Genomic DNA, 21,933 nt, shown 5'->3' on the forward strand with positions numbered 1-21,933 from the left:
TAGAATGGGCCCTCGCGCCCTTTGGCGATTATTAACCATGCTCCGGATTTACGGTCCGGCCCGCAGGAGAAACCAGACTCATGAGCCAGGATGTTGTTGTCTGCGCGCTTTATAAGTTCGCAGTTCTGAATGATTACAAGGCCCTTCGTCAGCCATTGCTGGGCCTGATGTTGGAGAAAGGGGTACACGGCACATTGCTGCTGGCCCGCGAGGGCATTAACGGCACCATAGCCGGCAGTCGTGAAGGTGTGGATGCCATTCGCGACTGGTTGGAGGCTGATCAGCGGTTTGAAGGCATCGACTACAAAGAATCGTTCGTAGACATCCAGCCCTTCAAGCGAACCAAGGTGAAGCTCAAGAAAGAGATCGTCACCATGGGTGTGGAGGGCATTGACCCGAAACGGATCGTCGGCACCTATGTGGACCCGAAAGAATGGAATGATCTCATCTCCGATCCGGACGTATTGGTAGTGGACACTCGCAACCAGTACGAAGTGGAAATTGGGACTTTCCAGAATGCCAGGAACCCGGCCACGGATACGTTCCGTGAGTTTCCGGAGTATGTGAAAGAGAACCTGGACCCTTCGCAGCACAAGAAAGTGGCCATGTTCTGCACCGGGGGCATCCGTTGCGAAAAATCCACGGCGTTTCTGAAGGAGCAGGGCTTTGATGAGGTGTATCACCTGAAGGGCGGCATCCTCAGGTACCTCGAAGAAATCCCGGAATCACAGAGTCTGTGGCGCGGAGAGTGCTTCGTATTCGATGATCGGGTAACGGTGAACCACAAGCTGGAACGGGGCGAATTCGATCAGTGCCACGCGTGCCGCCGGCCGATCACCGAGGAAGACAAACAGCGCCCGGAGTATGAGCAGGGCGTGAGCTGCCACCGTTGCATCGATTCGTTGACGGCGGAGCAGAAAGCCCGCTTTGCCGAGCGTGAGCGGCAGATGCGGCTGGCGGAGCAACGGGGCGAAACCCATGTAGGTGGAGATGCGGCGCGCATCATTGCAGAGCGCAAGGCCCGGAAAAAGGCAGAGCGGGCGCAGCAAGCCCGTAAGAGTGCCATAGGGGAGGAGCGCCGCGCGAAATCCTGACAGGAAACAAGGAGAATTTATGCAGTTCAGAACAACTCTGGCGATCATTACTTTGACGGTATCGCCGACGATGGTCTTTGGCGCTGAGTATGACAATTGGGAAGGTGAAGGGGAAGTGGGTGTGCTTGTTACGTCCGGCAACACCGAGGAGACCAATATCAACGGCCGTCTGGGCCTAGTCCACGAAGTTTCAGAGTGGCGGAATACCGGTGATTTTCGTTCATATTATTCCGAAACCGATGACACCACAACGGCTGAAAAATACAGCGCTGAAGTGCAGTCTGATTACAAGTTTGAGGGCAGCCAATACCTGTTCGTACGCGGAGCTTATGAAGACGACCGTTTTTCCGGATATGACTTTCAGTCTTCGCTGACCACCGGTTACGGTAACCGTGTTTGGCAGCGTGGCAAGCGCTCTTTCCTGGATCTCTCCGTTGGTGGCGGTTACCGGTTTAACAGGCTGGAGGAACCGGAACCAGACGGTAATCAGGAGGAAGAAGAAGCCATCGCCCGGCTGGCAGGCAAGTTCGATTACGCTCTGTCCGATACGGCGTTGTTTCGTCAGAAGCTGAGTGCCGAAATCGGTCTGTCGGAGAACAACACCATCAGCGAGTCTGAAACCTCCATACAGGCAACCGTCGTGGGTAACCTCTCGATGAAGGCTGCGTATCTGGTCCAGTACGTGTCAGACGAGCCGGAAGGAGTCGATGACACCGACACCCAGGTTTCATTGTCACTGCTCTACGGGTTCTGAGTCGGCCCTAAACCCGATTCCTGAGCCCCAGCTCATCCGGGTAGGGGGTCAGGTATTTCTGGCTGCTGAGATAGTCCACCGGCTCCCGCCGCTGGGCCATCCGCAGCAGGGTCATCGGCACTACCAAGGGCACTTCGCCCCGGTGGTAGGCGTCTATCTGCTCCATCAGTACCTGCCGGTCTTCGTCTGCCATGGAATCCCGCAGATAGCCCATCAGGTGCTGCATGGCGTTCACGTGGGAGCCCCGGCTGACCCGCTGGGTCATCGCTTCCATGAACGACGCGATGTATCGGTCAGCAATGTCTTTCAACGGTTCTGATTTCAGGTCGCCGAGCATCGGCCCCAACTGCCGATAGAGTTTCTCGGAATGGGCCAGTAGCTGGAATTTGTGGCGGGTATGGTACTCGATCAATGCACGGGCAGTGAGGTTGTCGCCGGCGACGTTCTGCATCCAGTCATCGTAGACGAACACCCGCTCTATAAAGTTTTCCCGCAGCATGTCGTCATTCAGGCGACCCTCTTCTTCCACCGGCATCAGCGGGTAGTGACGAATCAGTGCCTCGGCAAACAGTCCCCGGCCATCGCGGCGCGTAACGTTGCCATCTTCATTGTGCACCTTGATGCGCTCCATACCACAGCTCGGGGATTTGGCCATCAGGATGTAGCCCCGCAGGTCCCCAAGGGTCGGTAGAATCTGGTCGATAAATCCCTGCATGGCATCGGTGTGATCCGCCGTGCCTTTGGTTTCGATCAGCTTCAGGCTGTTGTGATATTCCCGCAGGTGAATGGCGGGCCGGGGTACACCGAGGCCGGCTTCCAGCTCGGGGCAAATGGAACGAAACTCGAAATGGCGGGAAAGTACCTGGGTGCAGAAGCGGGAATGCTTGTGCCCGCCATCATGGCGGACTTCCTTGCCCAGCAGGCAGGTGCTGATGCCAACGGGAATGCCAGTCACTGTCAGTCTCCGAATCGAAAAAGTACTTTCAAAGTACGCTTTTCCAGTTTAAACCGATCATCTCCGATGTTAAATGCGGCGCGATGGGGCTCTCAGCGGGAGGCGGATCGCGCCAGGGTCAGGGCGTAGATTTCCCGCATGTCCCGGGCGAACTGCTCGACGGAATAGTCCGCCGCGAATGCCAGTGCGTGGTCGGCCAGTTCCTGGCGCAGGGTGTCGTCTTCCAGCAATTGCTGCACGTGGTCGCACCACTGGTCCTGTTTCTCCGGCGTCTTGAAGCCGTTATAGCCATGGCGAACCACATCCTCGATGCCACTGGAACGCACCGCCACCACTGGTAACCCGGCTGCCATGGCTTCCAGGATCACCATGCCCTGCGTTTCGGATTTGGAAGCAAACAGGAACGCGTCGCCCAGGTGATACCAGATGGCCATATCCTCCGGCGGAACGGAGCCGACGAGTGTAAAGCAGTCCTGAAGCCCCACTTCTTCAATGCGTTGCTGCAGGCGTTCGTGTTGGTGCCCTTCGCCAATCATCAGGAACCGGAAAGGGCGGTCGGTGCGACGGCGAAGCGCCTCAATGGCATCGATCATGAAATCAATGTTCTTCTCGTTGGACAGCCGCGAGACGCTGACAAACACGGTCTCATCGCCGATGCCCAGGGAGTCCCGCAGTTTGCGAACATCACCGTCGTCCACTTCCTGAAATGTTTGGTACTCAATGCCCGTAGGCTGAACGAATGTGGGGCTTTTTACGCCGATCACCCGCAGGTACTCCTCGGTGGAGTAGGTAGGCACGATCACGCCATCGCATTTGTTGGCGAAGCGTTTGATCAGCTCGTGGGAGATCAGGTTGCGGAACAGATTGCCCGGCAGCGGCACGAAGTGGGCGTAGTGCTCAAGGCGGGTGTGGTAGGTGTACACCGCCGGTACTTTCAGGCGCCGGGCCACGAACAGCCCCAGCGAGCCCAGCCAGATGGGGTGGTGAATGTGGATGATGTCGGGTTTGAACGCTCTCACCTGTTGGCGGATTCTTGCCAGGAAGATATTGGCAAGGCGGAACTCCCGTTTCTCCCCCATTGCCAGCAGGGAAGGCACACGCACCACGTTGGCCTCCTCGGGCGGTTGGTCGCGATAGCGGGGGCAAACGATGAGGATGATGTCCCCCAGGGTTTCCAGGCCTTTGCGCAGGCGTGCGATGGAGATGGGCACGCCGCCAATGAACGGCAGGTAGTTGTTGGTGAACATGGCCACCCGCAAGGGTTTCGATAGCCAGGGCTGGGGGTCCAGATCGTAGTCCGGGTAGTAGTCCTTCGCCACGAAAATGGCGGTGTACAGCTTGGTGCTGATCAGCACGAACACAGCAACCAGCAGAATGAAGTTGATGTAGCCCACATAGAACAGCGAGTAGATAAAGAACCACAGGGATTCCAGGGTGCTCAGCACGGGATGCTGCCTGGCCTGAAGGCGCACCAGGGAGTGGCTGATCTCACCATCGTCACTCACATCCACCCGAACGTAGTGGTAGAAGCTGGTGTCGTTGTTCAGAACCAGCCCACCCGCTCCGCCGGTGGTGATGAAGCGTGTATCACCCTCGGCCTGATCTGCATACAGCGAGAGGTTGGCGGAGAACACCATATCCACATCATGGCGGTCGATGGCGTCCAGCAGGGCGGTTCTAAATTCCGGGGGTTGCAGGAAATCATCATCCTGCTCGAAAGGGGCTTCCTGATCCGGGTGGAGCAGTGGGTGACCAACGAAGAGAAAGCGCAGCCGGTTGCGCTCCTGGCTTAGCAGGTCATTCAGCCAGCGGATTTGCCATTGCCAGGGCGTCTTGCCGGTGCTGTCGAGGAAGATCAGGCGGGCGCCGCCCGCCTTGATGCTGAAGAAGTGAGGGCCGAAGTGGTCGTAAAACCGGTAACTGCCGAAGTTTTCGTACTCATTCTCGCCGAAGGTCAGCAGGTAGGGAATCTCCAGATGGGAGAGTGTGCCCTGGATGGCGCGGTACTTGTCTTCGCCGCCGCCACTAACCGCGTTACCGGCGGACACCATGAAATCCACGCCGGACTGGTTGAGGGCCGGTATCATGCGTTCCTCGAAAACACCCACGGAATTATTGATATTGCCCACAACCGCAAAACTGAAACCGCCGTTATCAGAGAGCTTGTCATTGATACGGGCAACCTGTTCCGTGTGCAGGGCCTCGAAATCCGGCGCGAACAGGTTCAGGTAGGCCTTGTATCCGATCAGCAGCACAACGATCGTCAGGCTGATGTAGAACAGCACTTTTAACGGGTGACGTCGCTTCATTCGGATGCCTTCCTGTTTCTCACCAGTTCCCGTTGCAGTATCACCAGGCCGGCCAGCATGCCGAGGTAGATGGTGATGAATCGCCAACTGATGGTTACCAGCACCAGGTGGTTGGCGGTGAGTATGTCCCGGAAGAAACTGCCGAACACCCCTTCCGAAATGCCAGACGCACCGGGTGTCGGTGAAAAGTACATCACAAAGGTGGTGACCACCAGCAGTCCCGTGCTCACCAGGTAGTCTACCTCGTAATCCAGAGTTGAGATCAGCAACGCCGGAAAACTGAATAGGCTAAGCAGGAACATAAAGGTGAACAACACTGATAGCGCAACGAACCGTTTGGGGCCCCTGAGGTAGTCGCCAAAGCTGTGGGAGAATCGCATCATCTCCCGCTTGGCCTTGAACTGCCAGCGGCGATGCCGGCGTTCACTGATCAGGTGAAACCGGCGCAGTGAGCTCAGAAACCGGCCTAATGGTGCAATCAGCCAATGGGTGCGGAACAGCACCACCATGAAAAAGCCGAGGTACAGGAGGATCAGCACGGCGAGCACCGGCCCCAGTTCACCAACCAGGGGTTGATTGTCCAGAGCGCTGAGCGTGAGCAGGAATACCGGCGTGAGGGAAAAGATAAAGATCACCGCGATCACAGTGCGGATGGTGGTGGCCGCCGTGGCGCGGCCCACCGGCACGCCATGATGCTGGAGATACCAGATCTGCGCAAAGCCGCCCCCGGTGGCCATGGGCGTCACATTGGAGAAGAACAGGTTGATGAACACCAGCCGGAAAATCGCCGGGAAGGGCAGGCGGTGCCCCAGCGCCCGCAGGGTGAAATGCAGCCGCAGGCCGTCAGACACGAAATAAACGACCAACAGGCCAATGATGGAGGCGAGCGCTTGTGGCGAAACCAGGCGCGTGTCGAAGGTGACGCTGCGCCCGGCAAACTGATCGTAAACCGCATAGAGCCCGGCGGCGGTCATGGCGATGAATATCAGGCTGAATACCGTGAGCCGGCGCCAGGACGCGCGCTGCTGATAATCTTGATCCGGGATGTTGGTCATGGACTGCCCGCCGTTAAGAGACGGGCAGTTTACTGTTGGTGGCGGGGGGCTTGTCCAGTGTCTTACTAGTGGCCATACACCATCATGGTGGTGTTTTTGATGGCAAAATCCGTGAACTGTACGGAGCCGATACTGGTGCCACCGACTTTGAACACCGGCATATCGATGTCTGCCCGGAAGTCCACTTCGTGAATGGAAAGGCCCTCCTTGCCTGAGGCGGCACTGGTGCCCCGGGAAAGCTTTGCGGTGGCACTTGCCATTCCGAAGTGGCCCAGGGTGTCATCGCCCCGACGATTGTGAATCTGCAGGCCTTCAATACCAACGGCGGCAAAGTTGAACAGCAGAATCACGTCGGCGGCGTCCCAGTCCAGGCTACCGTCGGTAATCTCGAAATGGGTATCCAGTTGAAGTTCCGAGCCCGACACCACGTTGCCATTGGACAGCGTCCGGGTGTTGTTACCCTGGTTACGAATCACCAGATCGGTAGGGCCGATATAACCCTGCAGCATGATGTTGGAGAACAGGCTGGCGGTACCGCCGGAGCCCGTCGCTTCAACACTGTCTACGGCCAGTTCGAAATCCACGGCCTGCAGGTAGTCGTCAAGACTGGAGGGATCGCCGTAATCCGTGGCCCCCAGGTGAATCACCAGATCTCCGCTGTCGAACTGTTTGCCGTAACCCCCACCCACGGCATAACGGGCGAGGGCATCGGCCACATCCGGGTTGGAGGCATCCAGAAGGCCGGCGTCGGCGCGGCGGGCGATCTCGGAGAAGCCGTATTCAAGCACCTCATCCTGGCCGGCAATGTCCAGCGTCAGCTTGAGGTTGTCCAGCACCGTGTCGTTCTGACCCGACAGGCGAATACCGTTGACGTTCAGCGAGCCTTCATCCGTCCAGCTCAGGCGGTCCATCTCAATCTTCGTTTCCATTTCGATGGTGACACCGGTCTGGCCGGTAACGTTGCCCAGGCTGCTGTCGTCCAGAGGCCGGAAGTCGGCCATTACCGGTAACGACAGGCTGGTGGTCAGGCTCAGGGTAAAGAACCTGCGCAGGGCAGGTTTGAATGGTTTCAGGCGCTTGCGGGCGTTTCGACGTGTCATGGTGGCCCCGATCGTTGTTGTTATGCCGGCTTCAGGCCGGTCTCAGTCGTTGTGTAGCCGCAGGGGACAGCCTAACCAGCGCAGCGGACTGATGAATTTGTTACAGACTGTTACGATAGGCGGGATAGGGAGGGGTGTCTGTGAGTTGAGTCACAGACCCGGTCAGGCCGAAGAGGCCAACGCCTGCTGGATCAGCGCCTTTTGATGGGCGCCGAAATCCGCCACCAGTGCTTCGGATTCATCGGAATCCCGCGCCAGGATGGCCTTCGTCAGATTGGTAAAGAAGCGGCCGGTGCGATCCAGATCCTGCCGGTATCGATCCGCGCTTAAATAGTAGGCCCGGCTGACGGCCGGTTTGAAGTTGGTCAGTGCCTCGGTGAGGTAGGGGTTGCCCACCACCTGGCAGCAAACACCCATCACTTCAAAGCTCGCTTCCACAATGGCCGTGATATTGGCGTCTTTGCCCTGCATCTGTTCAGTGACGTGGCCAACCGCCGATAACAAGGCTGTTTTGTCCTCTTCCCGCCAACGCTCACACAGGCGCTGGGCCAGCATGATCAACAGATGCATATAAACGTCATAGAGCTCTGATGCATGCGCCGCATCCAGTTTGGTGGCCGACGCGCCCTTACGAGGGGTGATTTCAATCAGGTGCCAGCGTTCCAGGGTATACAGTGCCTCTTTCACCGACGCCCGGCTTACCTGCAATTCCTTGGCGGTGCTTGCCTCGTGCAAGCGTTGCCCGGGCTTTATCTGGCCGGTCATGATGCGCTCTGCCAGGTAGTTGGCGATCTGCTCGGCGAGGGTGTTGGGGATCTGGAAATCCATTGACTGATGCATACTCCTGAGGTTCAAAACCGCGATTGCAGTATGAAATCGTATCCGGATACTAACCTTAATGGCCAGAATAATCAGTAGTTGCCAATAGGCGGAATTCCGCTTATCAGCGTTCTGCCAAATCGGCGGAATTCTGCTTATCTTTTCTTTGGCCTGCGCCATAGCTCCCTTTTTACGCGTCTCCGAGAATTGGCACACAAGCTGCTATCCTGTAGAGACGTCAACGGGCATCACCTGTACCGACGCTATTCAAACAAAAACGAGGTAAGAAACATGCGTAAGTTATTCCTTGCTCTGGGCGCAACCGCGCTGATCGGTGTGTCTCCCGCACAGGCGGACACGAATCTTTCCATTGCCACTGGTGGCACCGGCGGTACCTACTACCCTCTGGGCGGTGGGCTTGCCGAGTTGATCAGTAACCATATTGAAGGTTATAGCGCGGTTGCTGAAGTAACAGGCGCTTCGGTAGAAAACATGGGGTTGGTCCATCGCCTGGATTCCGACCTGGCCATTGCTCTGGCCGATACTGTGCATCAGGCCTACAACGGCGGTGATCGCTTCAATGGCAATAAGCTGGATGTGCTGGCCATCGCCTCGCTCTACCCGAATGCGGTTCAGATCGTTACCTTGGCGGACTCCGGTATTACTTCGTTGGCAGATCTGGCTGGCAAGCGTGTGTCCGTCGGCGCGCCCGGCAGCGGTACCGAAGTTAACGCCAAGTCGCTGCTGGAAGCTAACGGTATGAGCTTCGACGATTTCGATGTTCGCGGCCTGAACTTCAACGAGTCCGCGGATGCCATTCGCGATGGCGACATCGACGCCGGGTTCTGGAGTGTGGGGCCTCCAACGAGCTCCATTGTTAGCCTTGCCACCACACGCGACATCGCTCTGGTATCGCTCTCTGAGAAAGAAGTCGCCAACGCCAGGGCCGACGTGCCGGTATTTGCGCCCTATCAGTTGCGCGCGGGGACCTACGAGGGAGTTGATGCGGCCACTTCAACGATTGGCATTCCCAACGTACTCACGGTGAATAACGCCATGTCGGAGGAGCTTGCCTACAAAATCACCAAGCTGCTGTTCGAAAAAGTGGAAGACCTGCGGGCGATTCATCCGGCCGCTGACGACACCACCGTGGAGTTCAGCCTGGAGTCCACGCCCATTCCGCTCCACCCGGGTGCGATCCGTTATTACGAGGAAGCCGGCGCCACGGTGCCGGACCACCTGCGCGAATAATCGGAATTTACCACCATCATGCCTCGGCGCATGGTCTTCCTGGCCGGCTGCCTGACGCGAATACTGCTGTGGGGGCTATTGCCCCCGGTAGTCAACGCACAGGGCTCCGCGCCCTGGCAGTTGACGGTGTCGGGCGCCGACCAAACCACACTGGTCGAGATCGGCCTGCCTAAAGCAGGGCGGTGGTGCCTGGTGTGGAATCACTCGGTTCAGGGATTCCCGGTCACCGATTGCTTTCAGATGGAAGGGGGCCAACTGGTGTTGGACAGCAGTCACACGCCAGACTTTGCCGCCGGCCTTGGTTACACGAGCGGGCGTGGAACACTGACGTCTGATGACAAACACGGTTACCGCATTGTTGATATGCAGGTGGCCATACCCAACAATCGCCTCGCGCTGCGTGTCGGTGCCCCCTCGGTGAATCACCGTATTGAATTGGGGGCGCGCCTGATCAGTCTCAGCGATCTGGCGGCAGATCAACTCGTTGAGATTCGAGTGCGGCCTGCAGGCGATAAAGGAAACGAACTCAAATGAGTCAACAAACGGCCATCTACCTGAAAACCAATGGCGATTGGCAACCTGAACGGATGAACGGGCCCAGGCTTCTGCTCTGGCTTGTTGCGCTCGTCGGTATCGGCCTGTCGCTCTTTCAACTCTACAGTGCAGGTATCCAGCCCCTAGGCTTATTCTATCAACGCGGTATTCACCTTGCGTTGGTGCTGGTGCTGTGTTTTCTGTTATTCGGGCCGCGCCCCGGTAAGCCCCGTGGCCCGATAGCGGCGCTGATCGATACCGCGCTGTTGATTGCCTCAGCAGCGTCTGGATTTTACTTGGTCTGGTTTCTTGACGAGATTACCAGCCGGGCAGGGTTCTGGAACCAGACCGATATTGTCATGGCCTGGGTGTGCACCATAACCTTGCTGGAGGCAAGTCGCCGTGCGGTAGGTACCGGCCTCACGGTGATCGGTGTTATTGCGATCGTTTACGCGATGAGTGGTCAGCGCGGACCGCTGTCGGAATTGGGGGAATGGCTACCAGGTATTCTAAACCATCGCGGTTATTCCCTGGATCGTATCGGTGCCCAGTTGTATCTGGGGCAAGAGGGCATTTTCGGTTTGCCGTTAGGTGTTGCGGCAACGTTTGTTTTCATCTTTGTGCTGTTTGGCGCCATGTTGGAAGTCACCGGTGCCGGTCGCTTTTTTATTGACCTGGCCTTTGCGGCAACCGGTCGTCAGCGTGGCGGCCCGGCCAAGGCCGCGGTGCTGGCATCGGCCAGTATGGGCTCGATTTCCGGCAGCGCCATCGCGAACGTGGTGACCACTGGCGCGTTTACGATCCCACTGATGAAAAAACTGGGCTTTCGTCCCGCCCAGGCGGGTGGTATAGAAGCCGCCGCCAGTACGGGGGGGCAAATCATGCCGCCGTTGATGGGCGCCGGCGCCTTCCTGATTGCGGAATACACCCGCGTGCCGTATCTGGATATCGTCAAGGTCAGTGTATTTCCGGCCCTGCTGTACTTCGCCACGGTGTATCTGCTCGTTCATATCTGTGCGGTGAAACAGGGCATGAAGGGCCTGCCTTCCAGCGATCTTCCCCAGGTCAAGGATGTGATGGCCACCGGCTGGTATTTTCTGCTGCCGATCATCATGTTGGTGTATCTGTTGGTCATTGGTATTTCCCCGATGCGGGTCGGTTTTTACGCCGTGATGGGTATCATTGGTATCGCCGGGCTGAATGGCCTGTACGTCGCTTACAAACAGGGCCGAGCGGAGAACCAGCTTGGCACAGCACTGACTCATGCCTGTCGGGAAGGCACCGTGAAGCTTTTGCAGGGGCTGGAGCTCGGCGCGCGCAACGCTGTTCCGGTCAGTATTGCCTGTGCCATCGCCGGCATCGTGGTGGCGGTGGTTGGCCTAACCGGGCTGGGCCTGAAGTTCTCTTCCATGATGATCGCATTTGCTGACGGCAACATCCTGATGGCGCTGTTCCTGGTGGTCATTGCCAGCCTGATCCTGGGGCTGGGGCTGCCGGTGACCGCCAGCTACATCGTGCTGATCGTGCTGGTGGGGCCGGCGTTGACCAACGAGTTCGGTATCCCGTTGCTGGTGGCCCACCTTCTGGTGTTCTGGTATTCCCAGGATTCCAATGTCACCCCGCCTGTAGCGCTGGCGGCGTTTGCAGGGGCGGCGATCGCAGGCAGTAAAACCATGGAAACCAGTGTTCAGGCCTGGAAGTTTGCGAAGGGCCTTTACCTCATTCCGCTGTTTATGGTGTTCAACCCCGTCATCATAGAAGGCGGGCCGCTGCCTCTGGTGTTGTGGAACGGATTCATTGCCATTCTCGCCCTGACGGCCTTTGCGGCGGCGCTGGAAGGCTTCCTCTTCACCAGCATGAAAGCATGGATGCGAATTGCGCTGAGTGGCGCCGTCATAGCGGTGTTTTACCCTGACTTCAACGTGGAAGTTGCGGGCGTCATGACGATGCTTGTGTTGCTGGCCATGAACTACTGGCAGCGCCACCAGGAACAACAAAACTATGCCCTCAGGTAGTCAGCCATTACGGCGTTACAGCCCGACGCTTCGATCATTGCCGTTCTGGTTGTTTGTCGGGCTGTTTTTGCTGGTTTTGGTGCTTGTTTTTACCCATCCGGCATTGATGCGGTACGAAATCAATCAGGCGAAGATTGATTCGCTGCAGCGATTGGGCGCGTACAAAACGTCCCTTCTGGCCACGATTGATCGTCACTTGTACCTGCCACGGGTTCTCGCCTCCGACCCGCGCATCGTCAATAGCCTGGGCTCGCCTGATGGTAAGGGGATGCGGTTGTCGGGTGATGTATCGATATCCCGGCTCCTGGATCAGATCAATCGTGAGGCCGGCTCCGATGAAATCTTCCTGATGGATCCGGAGGGCACCACCCACTTCTCCAGCAATTACACCACGCAAGACAGTTTCGTGGGCATGAACTACGGTTACCGCCCGTACTTCCGCGATGCATTGGAGGGTGCTCGCGGATTCTACTTTGCCGTTGGGGCAACCTCCGGTATTCCGGGGTTGTTCCTGTCGGCACCGGTCTACTCCGCAGGAGGAAAGACGCAGGGCGTTATCGCGGTGAAGATAGACCTGCAGAAACTGGAGCAGAGCTGGCAGGCATCAGGAGACGCAGTGTGGGTGACGGACAGGAGGGGAATTATCTTCCTGGCATCTGCCGCGCAGTGGCACTATTCCACATTGCAGCCGCTCTCCGCGGGCGTAAAGGCTGAGCTGGCTCAAACCCGCCAGTACGGAAGTAGTCCGGTCACCCCGCTGAAACGGGTGACCGAATGGCAATCGAGCGATTGGTCCACGTTCGATCTGAATGCAGGCGGCCCCCAGCTGGTGTTTGGTTCGCCTATCCCGGGCTACCCATGGCGAATGCACCACCGGATACCGCTGGCCGAGGTCAAAGCCCAGGTGCAGTGGTCCCAGAGCATGATTGTCCTGCTCTATGCCGGCTTCGCTGTAGGCAGTCTGTTCTATCGCGAACGCCGTCGTCGCACCCATGCCCAGAATGCACTTGCCCGGCTGACCGCCGAGCGTGAATCGCATCAACGTGCCATCATTCAGAACACCGATGTGGGGCTGCTCAACCTGGATGACCAATTCCGGCCACTGTTCCTCAACGAACATGCCCGAAACCTGTTCAGGCTCGGTCATGACGCCATTTTCCGAGATCCCTCGGAGTTGATTCAGCCGTGGCAGCCGGAAGAAACAGGCAATGGCTCCTGTCGCGCCGAGGGTGTCAGCTCAGATGGCAACCGCTTTCCTATTTTATACACACTCAACCCGATTCGAGTGGGAGAGCACAACGAGTTTATACTGACCATTCAGGATATAACCGAACTGACCACTGCGCAGCAGGCGCTTCAGGAGGCGAACCGGGCCCTTGAGCGACGTGTTCAGGAGCGCACACGGGATCTGGAAGAAGCGCAGGCCGAACTGGCGCAGAACCAGAAGCTGGCGGCCCTGGGCAGGATGTCCTCCGCGATAGCCCACGAAATCAACCAGCCGCTCACGGCGTTGTCGAATTTCGTTGCCAGCAGCCAAATGTTGTTGGCGAGAAACAAGGTGGACGCGGTGAACGACAATTTCCTCAAGATTGAGGATCTGGTGGCTCGCCTGTCGAAGCTGTCCCGTCAGCTGCGAATTTTCTCTGGTAAGCGCAACTCGGGCAGCGCCTTTGTTTCGTTGCAGGCTCCGGTTGAGTATGCTCTGGAGTTGTTGGCGCCGAGATTCACCAGTGAACAGGTGGAGTGTCGGCTGTCGCTGCCCCGCGATTACGAGGTGCGGGCCAATGCGATGGTGCTCGAACAGATTGTCGTCAACCTGCTGACCAACGCCATGGACGCGCTCGTCGGCGAGGTTGACGCCCGAATTGATATTAAACTGGAAGAGTTGGACGGGCCGCCCCGGAAAGTTTCGTTGAGCATTGAAGATAATGGCCACGGAATGACCGATGAGCAGCTGACACACGTTTTCGAGCCTTTTTTTACCACCAAACCAATGGGAAAGGGGCTTGGGTTGGGGTTGGCAATCAGCTATAGCCTGGCCTGTGATATCGGCGCTGAACTGATTGTCAGCAGTCGTCTCGGCAAAGGGACCTGTTTTTCCCTGATCCTGCCGATCACCAGTACCGCCAGTGCCGCCAGTGCCGAGAGAAGGGAGGGTCATTCTTGAAAAACATAACGCATGCCGTAGTGATTGATGACGAACCCACGGTACTGGAATCACTGGAACAGCTGTTGATGCTGGCGGACATTGAGGTCACCACCTTCAGCGATGCCCGCGATGCGTTACCCCTGTTGACCACCGATTTCCGCGGCGTTGTCGTCAGCGATATCCGCATGCCTGGCATGGACGGCATGAGCCTGCTTCAGTCGATCGACCAGGGGATACCGGTGATACTGATTACCGGCCATGGTGGTATTGCCCAGGCGGTCGAAGCCATGAAGCTGGGCGCCTTTGATTTTATTGAGAAACCCTACCGGCAGGATCGCCTGGTTGAACTGATCAAACGTGCCTGCCAGCAACGGCAGGTTACCCTCGCGACCCAGCCACAGCATTCAACCGCGAAGGAAGGGGAGTGGCTGGCCTCGGCCATTATTGGTGAGTCTGTACCAACGCAAACCCTCCGGCAACACATACAGGCATTGGCGAGGGCCAATGCCGACGTGGTGATTTCCGGGGAAACCGGCACCGGCAAAGAACTGGTCGCCAGAAGCCTTCACCAGCTGAGCATCCGGCGAGATCAACCGTTTGTCGCCATCAATGTGGGGGCCATACCCGAAAGCCTGCTTGAAAGTGAATTGTTTGGCCATGAAGCGGGCGCGTTCACAGGGGCCCAGAAACGCCGTATTGGCTATTTCGAAGCGGCTCATGAAGGCACCTTGTTTCTCGACGAAATCGAAAGCATGCCGATGTCGTTCCAGATTAAATTGCTGAGGGTGCTGCAGGAGCGGGAAGTGGTACGAGTGGGGTCCCATGCGCCTGTTCCGATCAATGTTCGGATCATCTCAGCCACCAAGGAAGACCTGAGAGAAGCAGCCAGAGCCGGGCACTTCCGGGAAGACCTCTATTACCGGCTGATGGTGGCAGACATATATCTGCCCGCCTTGCGGGACCGCATTGATGACGTGCCGGCACTGTTCGGCCATTTCCTGCGGGAAGCGGGCAAGAGCAATCAGTTGGCGGTGCCCGCTCTCAACTACGAGGACGTTCTCGCGCTGGAGCTGCACCAGTGGCCCGGCAATGTCCGTGAACTAAAACACACGGCCGAACGGTATCTGCTGACCCGCAGCTTCAGCGGCATATCGTTGTCGGACCTGCTACAACTCGGGCAGAGCAATCGCTCGACGGGGTTTTCCGGAGAGGGCTCGCTTAGCGACCGCCTGGAGCAGGTCGAGAAGGCTCTCATCAGTGCCGAGTTGAGCCATCACAACGGCAGCATTAAAAGGGTGATGGAAGTGCTCGACCTTCCCCGCCGCACGTTAAATGAAAAGATGCAGAAGTACGGTCTCAAACGTGATGCGTTTGTTGCCGACTGACACTCCCTTCGTTTGTCCTGAACCATTCTTTACAACTCCCTGAATCCACACCGGTTGTCAGTAATCGACACTCGGAGTGGTGGTGTGTTGATCAAAAAAGTTGGAATTTCTTTGTTGACGACTGTCGTATTGTCGAACAATAATGCGATCAACAATAAGCGATTGCCAAGATCCAACGCAACAGCCGATGAGGGAAAACACGTGAGTACCAAACCATTGTTCCTGAGCACCGAGTCCGCCCGCCGGAAAGTGCTGCTGACACTCAAGAAATACAGCTACCTGATCGCCATGCTGCCCCTGGCCCTGCCGCCCCTGTTGTTGGCAGCCGGGCAGGCCACCGGATGGGTCAACCTGTTCGCCTGGGGCGTACCGGTGGTCGTCTTCGGCATCATCCCCATCCTCGACCTGCTGCTGGGCAAAGACGCCCTCAACCCGGACGAGGAAGCCGATACTCCCCGCATGAACACAGAACTCTTCTATAAGTTCATCACCCTGGGCTGGGTTGCCGCCTTTGCGGTGTTGCTGATGTGGAGCATGTTTGTGCTGGCGTCCGGCCTGTTCAATGTGGCCGGAGGCATCGGCTGGATCTTCTCCATCGGCATCGTCGGTGGCCTGGGCATCAACGTTGCCCACGAACTCATCCACAAAGACGGCAAACTCGAAACCTGGGCCGGCGGCTTCCTGCTGTCACTGGTCAGCTACGCCGGTTTTAAAGTTGAACACCTTCGCGGCCACCACGTCCACGTCTCCACCCCGGAAGACGCCTCGTCCTCGCGCTACAACCAGTCCCTCTACAACTTCCTGCCCCAGGCCTACGCCCGCAACTTCATGAACGCCTGGAAACTGGAAGCCAAACGCCTCGAGAAAAAAGGCCACAACGCCTTAAGCTGGCGCAATGAACTCATCTGGTGGTACAGCATCACCGCGCTCGCACTGGCCGCCTTCACCATCGCATTCGGCTGGCTCGGCGCCGTGTTCTTCCTCGGCCAGAGCTTCATCGCCCTTAACCTGTTGGAAATCGTCAACTACCTCGAACACTACGGCCTCCACCGCCGCAAACTCGAAAACGGCCGCTACGAACGCACCGGCCCGGAACACAGCTGGAACTCCAACTACTTCCTCACCAACGTCTTCCTGTTCCACCTCCAGCGCCACAGCGACCACCACGCCTGGGCCAAACGCCGCTACCAGGTCCTCCGCCACCACGATATAGCGCCCCAACTGCCCGCCGGCTACGCCGCCATGGTCGTGCTGGCGATGATCCCGCCACTGTGGAAAAAGGTGATGAATCCGAGGGTAGAAGCGTATTACGAAGGCGAAGAACATCAGTTGGTCTAAAGCAAAATTGGTAAAAACTGAAGGCGTTACCTGAAAAGTCAGATCGGTCCGAGCGGGTATGCCCCTCCCAGACCGTGCATTGCCAAGGATGGCAATGCCGAGCCCCCATGGATGGGTTCACGGCGTGTCTGGGAGGGGCATACCCGCTTGGACCAGCCCCAAGGAAAGCAATCAAAAGCAGGCCTTGAAATCTCCCCTTAACGCACGCAAGTATAATGGTTGAATCCTGAACCCATAAAAGGGAGCTCCCATGCCCAAACACTTCGAACAAGCCCCAGGCCTGCACGAAGCAACCGTCCCCGAAACCGAAGGCTACGTCTTCAACCAAACCATGATGCGCATCAAAGACCCCGAGCGCTCCATGGATTTCTACACTCGGGTAATGGGCATGCGCCTAGTCAGAAAACTCGATTTCCCGGAAATGAAATTCACCCTCTACTTCCTCGCCTTCCTTGACGACCGTCAGGCCAACATGGTCCCCAACGATGACGCCCACCGCACTACCTTCATCTTTGGCCGCGAAGCCATGCTGGAACTGACCCACAACTGGGGCACCGAACACGAGGAAGGCTTCGAGTATCACAACGGCAACGACGAACCCCAGGGCTTTGGCCACATCGGCGTTGCTGTGCCGGACGTTTACAGTGCCTGCGATCGCTTTGAAAAACTGGGCGTGGACTTCGTCAAGAAGCCGGACGATGGCAAAATGAAGGGCCTGGCGTTCATCAAGGACCCGGACGGCTACTGGATCGAAATCCTGCAGCCGAACATGCTTGAAAAGCAGCGTCGGGAGGAAGAGGAAGAGTAAACCGCCTGAACCGGCGGTATCAGGCAGTGTCGGGGCGGTTCCCGGCACTGCTTCTTGAAGCCACGATCACCGCAGCCGTCAGAATCAACGCCCCGGCAATACCGATCATCCCCAATTCCTCCCCCAGAATCATCCAGGCAAGCATAGCCACGAACAGCGGCTCCAGGGTCACGATAATGCTCGAGAGTGTAGCCGGTGTTGTCTTCATGCCGCTGAAGAAGCTCACATACCCCAGGCAGGTGGGCACCACGCCGATGTAACCCACCATCAGCCACTGAGCGATTCCCAGGCTTTGTAGCCCGTCAAAACCACCACTCAGCGCAACGACAGGCAGCAGGATCAGCGCCGCGGTAAAAAAGCAGATGAACGCCGTGGTGAACACCGGTGTGCCAGTGGACGTATGCCGGCTGGTAAGCGTAAACCCGGCGTAAACCAGCGCCGCCAGAACCGCCACCAGAATACCGCCAAGGCGCAGCCGCCCGGCACTGTCCATGTCACTGATCACCAGCATCGCGGTGCCGGCAATGGCGGCGGCCAACGCCAGCACCGTCACCACGCCCGGTTTCTCGCCCAGCAGCGGCGCCGCCATGATGGCGACAAGCACGGGGGCCAGGCACAGGGCAATCAGCGTGGCGATACCGGCACCGGTCATATCCACGGCCAGCAGGTAGCTGCCCTGATAGACAGCCTGGAAGAAGCCCAGGGCCACAAGCGGAGCCAGAGCTTTACGGGTGAACTTTGGTGGCAAGGTTGCGCTTCGGGCGAGTGCGCGCTGCTCCCTGAGCATCAGCCCAAAGAAGAAGGGTAAAGCGACCGCCAGGCGCAGGAAACCCAGTGTCACTGCCTGCAGGTCGGAGCCGGAAAACAGGAATTTTGCCACGATACCCGTGGTCGCCCAGAGCAGGGCGGCCAGGGCAATCAGTAATGCGCCTCGGATCATTCAATAACCAGTACGATGAGTTCCTTGGGACCGTGAACACCGTAAGCGAGGGTTTGCTCAATATCAGCGGTCTTCGAAGGTCCGGAGACTAACAGCGCATTGGTTGGCATGCCAGCGGCCCAGTTCTGGGATTGCATGGCATCGTGGAAGGTGGTGTACAACTCATTCGCCTTCAGGACTGCAATATGGATGGGCGGCACCAGGCTCATCAGCCGGGGTTCATCCGCCGTCGGCCAAAGAATCAGCGAGCCGGTTTCGGCAATGCCGCCCCGGGTAGAGGTGATGCCGGCGTCCACCTCATTGAAAAGCGCTTCCTGCCAGCTTTCGATGGGCTCGTCGTACACCAGCAACTGAGGCAGGTTCTCGCGGTTTTTTGTGGCGCTTCTCAGGGCCTGGCCGATCTCATGTTCCTTGGCAATCAGCAGGGTCTGGGCGCCGCGACTCTGAAGGATTTCAGCCAACCGATCAATCCAGCCGGATTCGGTCGTACGATGCACTTCCCCGTGAACCGACTCGATGGTCCGTTCGAACATATCCAGCCGTTCAGCGGTACTCCAGTCCGGACGATCAAGCACTGAAAAATCGCATTCCGGGGCCGTCAGTTCGCCGCCGGTGCGGTTGCGCAGGCGCTGGAGAATGGCGTCTCTGGAACTCATTGGCCACGCTCCTTCATCCGTTCGTGCAGGGTTTTGGGCGCCAGTTTTGGCGCCGTGCGGTATTGGGTCCAGGCGCCAACCTTGCCCGGTTGCAGCTTGCGGAACCGCGCACCCAGGCTGGTGCCCAGGCGATAGAGCCCAGGCCTGGCATGCATCCAGCTCCAGCCCTTCCAGATCATGGCCTCCACGCCACTGCGCTTGGCGCCATGGCCGCGCACCTTGGCCGGATGCAGCTTGTCGCCGTCCACGGATTCCTGGCGCAGCCGTACCAACAGGTCCGGAATCGGAATCTTCACCGGGCAGACTTCGCCGCAGGCGCCACACAGGCTTGAAGCCGTGGGCAGATGCCGACCCTCATCAAGGCCCACCATATGCGGCATCAGAATCTTGCCGATGGGGCCGGGGTAGGTGGTGCCATAGGTGTGGCCGCCCACCCGCGTATACACCGGGCAGTGGTTCATGCAGGCGCCGCAACGGATGCAGCGCAGGGTGTCCAGCAGCTCGTCGTCCTGGTAAATCGTAGAGCGGCCATTGTCCACCAGCACCACGTGCACCTCTTCCGGGCCGTCCAGCTCATTGGCCTTGCGGGGGCTGGAAATCATATTGAAGTAGGTGGTGATGTGCTGGCCGGTGGCCGAACGGGTCAGCAGTGCCAAAAGGGCGGTCACGTCTTCCAGCTTGGGTACCACCTTCTCGATGCCAGTCACAGCAATATGGCAGGGCGGTACGGTGGTGGTCATACGGCCATTGCCTTCGTTTTCCACCAGGCACAGGGTGCCGGTTTCGGCCACGGCAAAGTTAACGCCGGAAATGCCCACGTCGGCGTTGCGGAATTTTTCCCGCAACTGCAACCGGGCGTTCGCAGTCAGGTACTCAACGTCGTTGGAAAGGTCGGTGCCGGTTTTGTCGTGAAGCAGTTGGGAGATCTCACCGGTGTTCTTGTGAATCGCCGGCATGATGATGTGCGAGGGTGTTTCTTCCGCCAGTTGCACAATGTACTCACCAAGGTCTGACTCCAGGGCCTCGATGCCCTGTTCCTCAAGGTAATGGTTCAGTTCCATTTCCTCAGAGACCATGGACTTGCCTTTGATCGCCGTCTTGGCGTCCCTCGCCACACAGATGTCTCGCACAATACGGCAGGCTTCATCACCATCGGCGGCCCAATGCACGGTGATGCCGTTCTCGGTCAGCTTCTGTTCCAGTTGCTCCAGCAAATCCGGCAGGCTGGCCAGCGCCCGCATGCGAATATTGGCACCCAGGTCCCGCAGGGTTTCCAGATCCCAACCCTCGAAGGCGGACTTGCGCTTACTCATCAAGCCGTCCATCGCCTTGCGGAAGTTCTGGCGAACCTGCGGGTTGTGAATCGCCGCCCGGGCACGCGGGTGGAACTCCTTCACATCGATGTGGTGGGCGGAATGGTGTGAAGAGCCGTGTGCGGTCTCGCTCATGACGGTTCACCTCCACTGCTGGTGCGTTCCCAGAGAAAACTCAGAATGTGCTGGCCGGTCACCGGCTTCTGGTTTTTCTCAGCGTAACCGGCGATGTTCATCAGGCAACCGCAGTCGGTGGTGACAAACTCTTTGGCGCCGGTGTCCACCAGGGTGTCCACCTTTTCACTGACCATGGCGCCGGAGATCTCCGGGTGTCGCACCGCGAACGTGCCGCCAAAGCCGCAGCATTCCTCGGCCCGAACCTGTTCCACCAGGTTGACGTTTTTCAGCTGCCCCAGCAGTTTGGGGCCGACTTCCGCCACACCCATTTCACGGCGGGCGGAGCAGGAGGTGTGCATCGCCACGGTGGTGGGTTCACCCAGGTCGTCCAGCTTGATGTGGCATACGTTCACCAGGAAGTCCGTCAGCTCCCACACCCGCCCGGCAATTTCAGCAGCCGCGACTTCATCGGAGGTGTCCTTGAACAGCGCCGGGTAATGCTTGCGCATCATGCCGCCACAGGAGCCGGAGGGCACCACAATCGGCCAGTCTTCCGGAAACAGTCCCAACTGTGCGCGGGCGACCGCGCGGGCTTCATCGTGATAGCCGGAGGTGTAGGCGGGCTGGCCACAGCAGGTCTGGTCTTCGGGGTAGATGACCTGAATGCCTTCCCGCTCCAGCAACTGGATGCCGGCCATGCCTGCGTCCGGGTAGAACATGTCGACCAGGCAGGTGCCGTAGAAATAGACCTTGGAAGGTTTGGCCGGGTAAACCTTGATGGGATCAACCATAGTGCCGTCGCTCGCGATTATTATTGTCTCTCTGAACCACAATAATAGGGCGGTGCCCTGGCAGTTGCCAGACGACTTTATGGGGAGTCTGCGTGCTTGGAAAACGGGTGGGTAATCGCGCGTGGCTTGGGAGCGGGCAGCGGCAGCCGGCCACTGCCCGGATAGCGTTATTCGACCGTCAGGCGCTCGGCGTTCTTCGCAACCGTACGCTCACCAATGCCCTTGACGTTGGTCAGGTCATTGCTGGACTGGAAAGGACCGTTGGCATCGCGATAGGCCACAATGGCTTCGGCTTTGCTCTGCCCGATGCCGTTGAGACTGGCCAGGGTTTCGATGTCGGCGGTGTTGATGTTGATGGTGGCAGGTTCAGCGTGGGCGAACCCGGTCAACAGGCTGAACAGAAGGACCATCATGGCGATAAAAGGGGTGCGTTTCATTCTTGCTTTGCTCCTGAGAGTGATTTTACGTGTCTGATTATTCGTCAGGACGTAAAAGCGGCGGAGCTGGTTGAATAAAGAAGAAGGTCGCTAGCGGGGTGGGGAAGTGCACG

At 58.1% G+C, this 21,933-nt stretch carries 19 protein-coding genes; 9 read left to right on the forward strand and 10 right to left on the reverse strand.

Annotated features, from left to right (window positions below):
- The first annotated feature begins 80 nt into the window (after nucleotides 1-80).
- Nucleotides 81-1,094 carry an oxygen-dependent tRNA uridine(34) hydroxylase TrhO gene (gene trhO, locus AC13D2_RS05120; RefSeq protein WP_278366614.1) on the forward strand — a complete coding sequence of 338 codons (1,014 nt, stop codon included), beginning with the start codon at nucleotides 81-83 and terminating at the stop codon, nucleotides 1,092-1,094.
- 19 nt (nucleotides 1,095-1,113) lie between these two features.
- On the forward strand, nucleotides 1,114-1,848 hold the full coding sequence (locus AC13D2_RS05125; protein ID WP_278366615.1) for a DUF481 domain-containing protein: 735 nt from the start codon (nucleotides 1,114-1,116) through the stop codon (nucleotides 1,846-1,848).
- Between the two features lie 7 nt (nucleotides 1,849-1,855).
- On the opposite strand, the gene AC13D2_RS05130 is transcribed toward AC13D2_RS05125, so the two are convergent.
- From AC13D2_RS05130 to AC13D2_RS05150, 5 genes are all read right to left on the reverse strand, one after another.
- Entirely contained in the window at nucleotides 1,856-2,803 is a 948-nt protein-coding gene (locus AC13D2_RS05130) for a YbgA family protein (RefSeq protein ID WP_278366616.1), read from the reverse strand.
- 92 nt (nucleotides 2,804-2,895) lie between these two features.
- Entirely contained in the window at nucleotides 2,896-5,112 is a 2,217-nt protein-coding gene (locus tag AC13D2_RS05135; RefSeq protein ID WP_278366618.1) for a glycosyltransferase, read from the reverse strand.
- Entirely contained in the window at nucleotides 5,109-6,167 is a 1,059-nt protein-coding gene (locus AC13D2_RS05140; RefSeq protein WP_278366620.1) for a lysylphosphatidylglycerol synthase transmembrane domain-containing protein, read from the reverse strand. The genes AC13D2_RS05135 and AC13D2_RS05140 overlap by 4 nt, the downstream gene beginning before the upstream one ends.
- Before the next feature lie 65 nt (nucleotides 6,168-6,232).
- Entirely contained in the window at nucleotides 6,233-7,267 is a 1,035-nt protein-coding gene (locus AC13D2_RS05145) for a DUF6160 family protein (protein ID WP_278366621.1), read from the reverse strand.
- Between the two features lie 162 nt (nucleotides 7,268-7,429).
- Entirely contained in the window at nucleotides 7,430-8,095 is a 666-nt protein-coding gene (locus AC13D2_RS05150) for a GntR family transcriptional regulator (RefSeq protein ID WP_278366622.1), read from the reverse strand.
- A 282-nt stretch (nucleotides 8,096-8,377) separates the two neighbouring features.
- Here AC13D2_RS05150 and AC13D2_RS05155 point away from each other — a divergent pair, with 282 nt between their 5' ends.
- The 7 genes from AC13D2_RS05155 (at nucleotide 8,378) to gloA (ending at nucleotide 17,566) form a co-directional block, all read left to right on the forward strand.
- The gene (locus AC13D2_RS05155; protein ID WP_278366623.1) at nucleotides 8,378-9,337 is read left to right on the forward strand and encodes a TAXI family TRAP transporter solute-binding subunit; all 960 of its coding nucleotides are present in this window, start codon (nucleotides 8,378-8,380) and stop codon (nucleotides 9,335-9,337) included.
- A gap of 18 nt (nucleotides 9,338-9,355) precedes the next feature.
- Complete coding sequence (locus AC13D2_RS05160; RefSeq protein WP_420389379.1) at nucleotides 9,356-9,871, forward strand: DUF1850 domain-containing protein; 516 nt, start codon at nucleotides 9,356-9,358, stop codon at nucleotides 9,869-9,871.
- Nucleotides 9,868-11,886, forward strand: a complete 2,019-nt coding sequence (locus tag AC13D2_RS05165; protein WP_482938293.1) for a TRAP transporter permease — start codon at nucleotides 9,868-9,870, stop codon at nucleotides 11,884-11,886. Before AC13D2_RS05160 ends, AC13D2_RS05165 begins: the two co-directional genes overlap by 4 nt.
- Entirely contained in the window at nucleotides 11,873-14,053 is a 2,181-nt protein-coding gene (locus AC13D2_RS05170; protein WP_482938294.1) for a sensor histidine kinase, read from the forward strand. The genes AC13D2_RS05165 and AC13D2_RS05170 overlap by 14 nt, the downstream gene beginning before the upstream one ends.
- Nucleotides 14,050-15,420, forward strand: coding sequence for a sigma-54-dependent transcriptional regulator (locus AC13D2_RS05175; protein ID WP_278366628.1), 1,371 nt, complete (start codon nucleotides 14,050-14,052; stop codon nucleotides 15,418-15,420). The genes AC13D2_RS05170 and AC13D2_RS05175 overlap by 4 nt, the downstream gene beginning before the upstream one ends.
- A 216-nt stretch (nucleotides 15,421-15,636) precedes the next feature.
- Nucleotides 15,637-16,758: an alkane 1-monooxygenase gene (locus tag AC13D2_RS05180; RefSeq protein WP_482938302.1), complete on the forward strand. Its 1,122-nt coding sequence runs from the start codon at nucleotides 15,637-15,639 to the stop codon at nucleotides 16,756-16,758.
- A 250-nt stretch (nucleotides 16,759-17,008) separates the two neighbouring features.
- A complete protein-coding gene (gloA, locus tag AC13D2_RS05185) occupies nucleotides 17,009-17,566 on the forward strand; it encodes a lactoylglutathione lyase (RefSeq protein WP_420389376.1) in 558 nt (185 codons plus the stop codon).
- A 19-nt stretch (nucleotides 17,567-17,585) separates the two neighbouring features.
- Here gloA and AC13D2_RS05190 read toward each other — a convergent pair whose 3' ends face one another.
- From AC13D2_RS05190 to AC13D2_RS05210, 5 genes are all read right to left on the reverse strand, one after another.
- Complete coding sequence (locus AC13D2_RS05190) at nucleotides 17,586-18,506, reverse strand: DMT family transporter (protein ID WP_421911280.1); 921 nt, start codon at nucleotides 18,504-18,506, stop codon at nucleotides 17,586-17,588.
- Nucleotides 18,503-19,162: a LutC/YkgG family protein gene (locus tag AC13D2_RS05195; protein ID WP_482938295.1), complete on the reverse strand. Its 660-nt coding sequence runs from the start codon at nucleotides 19,160-19,162 to the stop codon at nucleotides 18,503-18,505. Before AC13D2_RS05195 ends, AC13D2_RS05190 begins: the two co-directional genes overlap by 4 nt.
- Complete coding sequence (locus tag AC13D2_RS05200; RefSeq protein ID WP_292049252.1) at nucleotides 19,159-20,610, reverse strand: LutB/LldF family L-lactate oxidation iron-sulfur protein; 1,452 nt, start codon at nucleotides 20,608-20,610, stop codon at nucleotides 19,159-19,161. The genes AC13D2_RS05195 and AC13D2_RS05200 overlap by 4 nt, the downstream gene beginning before the upstream one ends.
- Entirely contained in the window at nucleotides 20,607-21,383 is a 777-nt protein-coding gene (locus AC13D2_RS05205; protein ID WP_420389374.1) for a (Fe-S)-binding protein, read from the reverse strand. The genes AC13D2_RS05200 and AC13D2_RS05205 overlap by 4 nt, the downstream gene beginning before the upstream one ends.
- Before the next feature lie 167 nt (nucleotides 21,384-21,550).
- The gene (locus AC13D2_RS05210; RefSeq protein ID WP_421911277.1) at nucleotides 21,551-21,820 is read right to left on the reverse strand and encodes a ComEA family DNA-binding protein; all 270 of its coding nucleotides are present in this window, start codon (nucleotides 21,818-21,820) and stop codon (nucleotides 21,551-21,553) included.
- Nucleotides 21,821-21,933 lie beyond the last annotated feature (113 nt).

This window comes from Marinobacter sp. B-12, assembly GCF_056857915.1.

Coding starts and splice junctions, on each gene's coding strand:
- trhO (WP_278366614.1), top strand. CDS start 81: ATGAGCCAGGATGTTGTTGTCTGCGCGCTTTATAAGTTCGCAGTTCTG.
- AC13D2_RS05125 (WP_278366615.1), top strand. CDS start 1,114: ATGCAGTTCAGAACAACTCTGGCGATCATTACTTTGACGGTATCGCCG.
- AC13D2_RS05135 (WP_278366618.1), bottom strand. CDS start 5,112: ATGAAGCGACGTCACCCGTTAAAAGTGCTGTTCTACATCAGCCTGACG.
- AC13D2_RS05140 (WP_278366620.1), bottom strand. CDS start 6,167: ATGACCAACATCCCGGATCAAGATTATCAGCAGCGCGCGTCCTGGCGC.
- AC13D2_RS05145 (WP_278366621.1), bottom strand. CDS start 7,267: ATGACACGTCGAAACGCCCGCAAGCGCCTGAAACCATTCAAACCTGCC.
- AC13D2_RS05150 (WP_278366622.1), bottom strand. CDS start 8,095: ATGGATTTCCAGATCCCCAACACCCTCGCCGAGCAGATCGCCAACTAC.
- AC13D2_RS05155 (WP_278366623.1), top strand. CDS start 8,378: ATGCGTAAGTTATTCCTTGCTCTGGGCGCAACCGCGCTGATCGGTGTG.
- AC13D2_RS05160 (WP_420389379.1), top strand. CDS start 9,356: ATGCCTCGGCGCATGGTCTTCCTGGCCGGCTGCCTGACGCGAATACTG.
- AC13D2_RS05165 (WP_482938293.1), top strand. CDS start 9,868: ATGAGTCAACAAACGGCCATCTACCTGAAAACCAATGGCGATTGGCAA.
- AC13D2_RS05170 (WP_482938294.1), top strand. CDS start 11,873: ATGCCCTCAGGTAGTCAGCCATTACGGCGTTACAGCCCGACGCTTCGA.
- gloA (WP_420389376.1), top strand. CDS start 17,009: ATGCCCAAACACTTCGAACAAGCCCCAGGCCTGCACGAAGCAACCGTC.
- AC13D2_RS05190 (WP_421911280.1), bottom strand. CDS start 18,506: ATGATCCGAGGCGCATTACTGATTGCCCTGGCCGCCCTGCTCTGGGCG.
- AC13D2_RS05195 (WP_482938295.1), bottom strand. CDS start 19,162: ATGAGTTCCAGAGACGCCATTCTCCAGCGCCTGCGCAACCGCACCGGC.
- AC13D2_RS05200 (WP_292049252.1), bottom strand. CDS start 20,610: ATGAGCGAGACCGCACACGGCTCTTCACACCATTCCGCCCACCACATC.
- AC13D2_RS05205 (WP_420389374.1), bottom strand. CDS start 21,383: ATGGTTGATCCCATCAAGGTTTACCCGGCCAAACCTTCCAAGGTCTAT.
- AC13D2_RS05210 (WP_421911277.1), bottom strand. CDS start 21,820: ATGAAACGCACCCCTTTTATCGCCATGATGGTCCTTCTGTTCAGCCTG.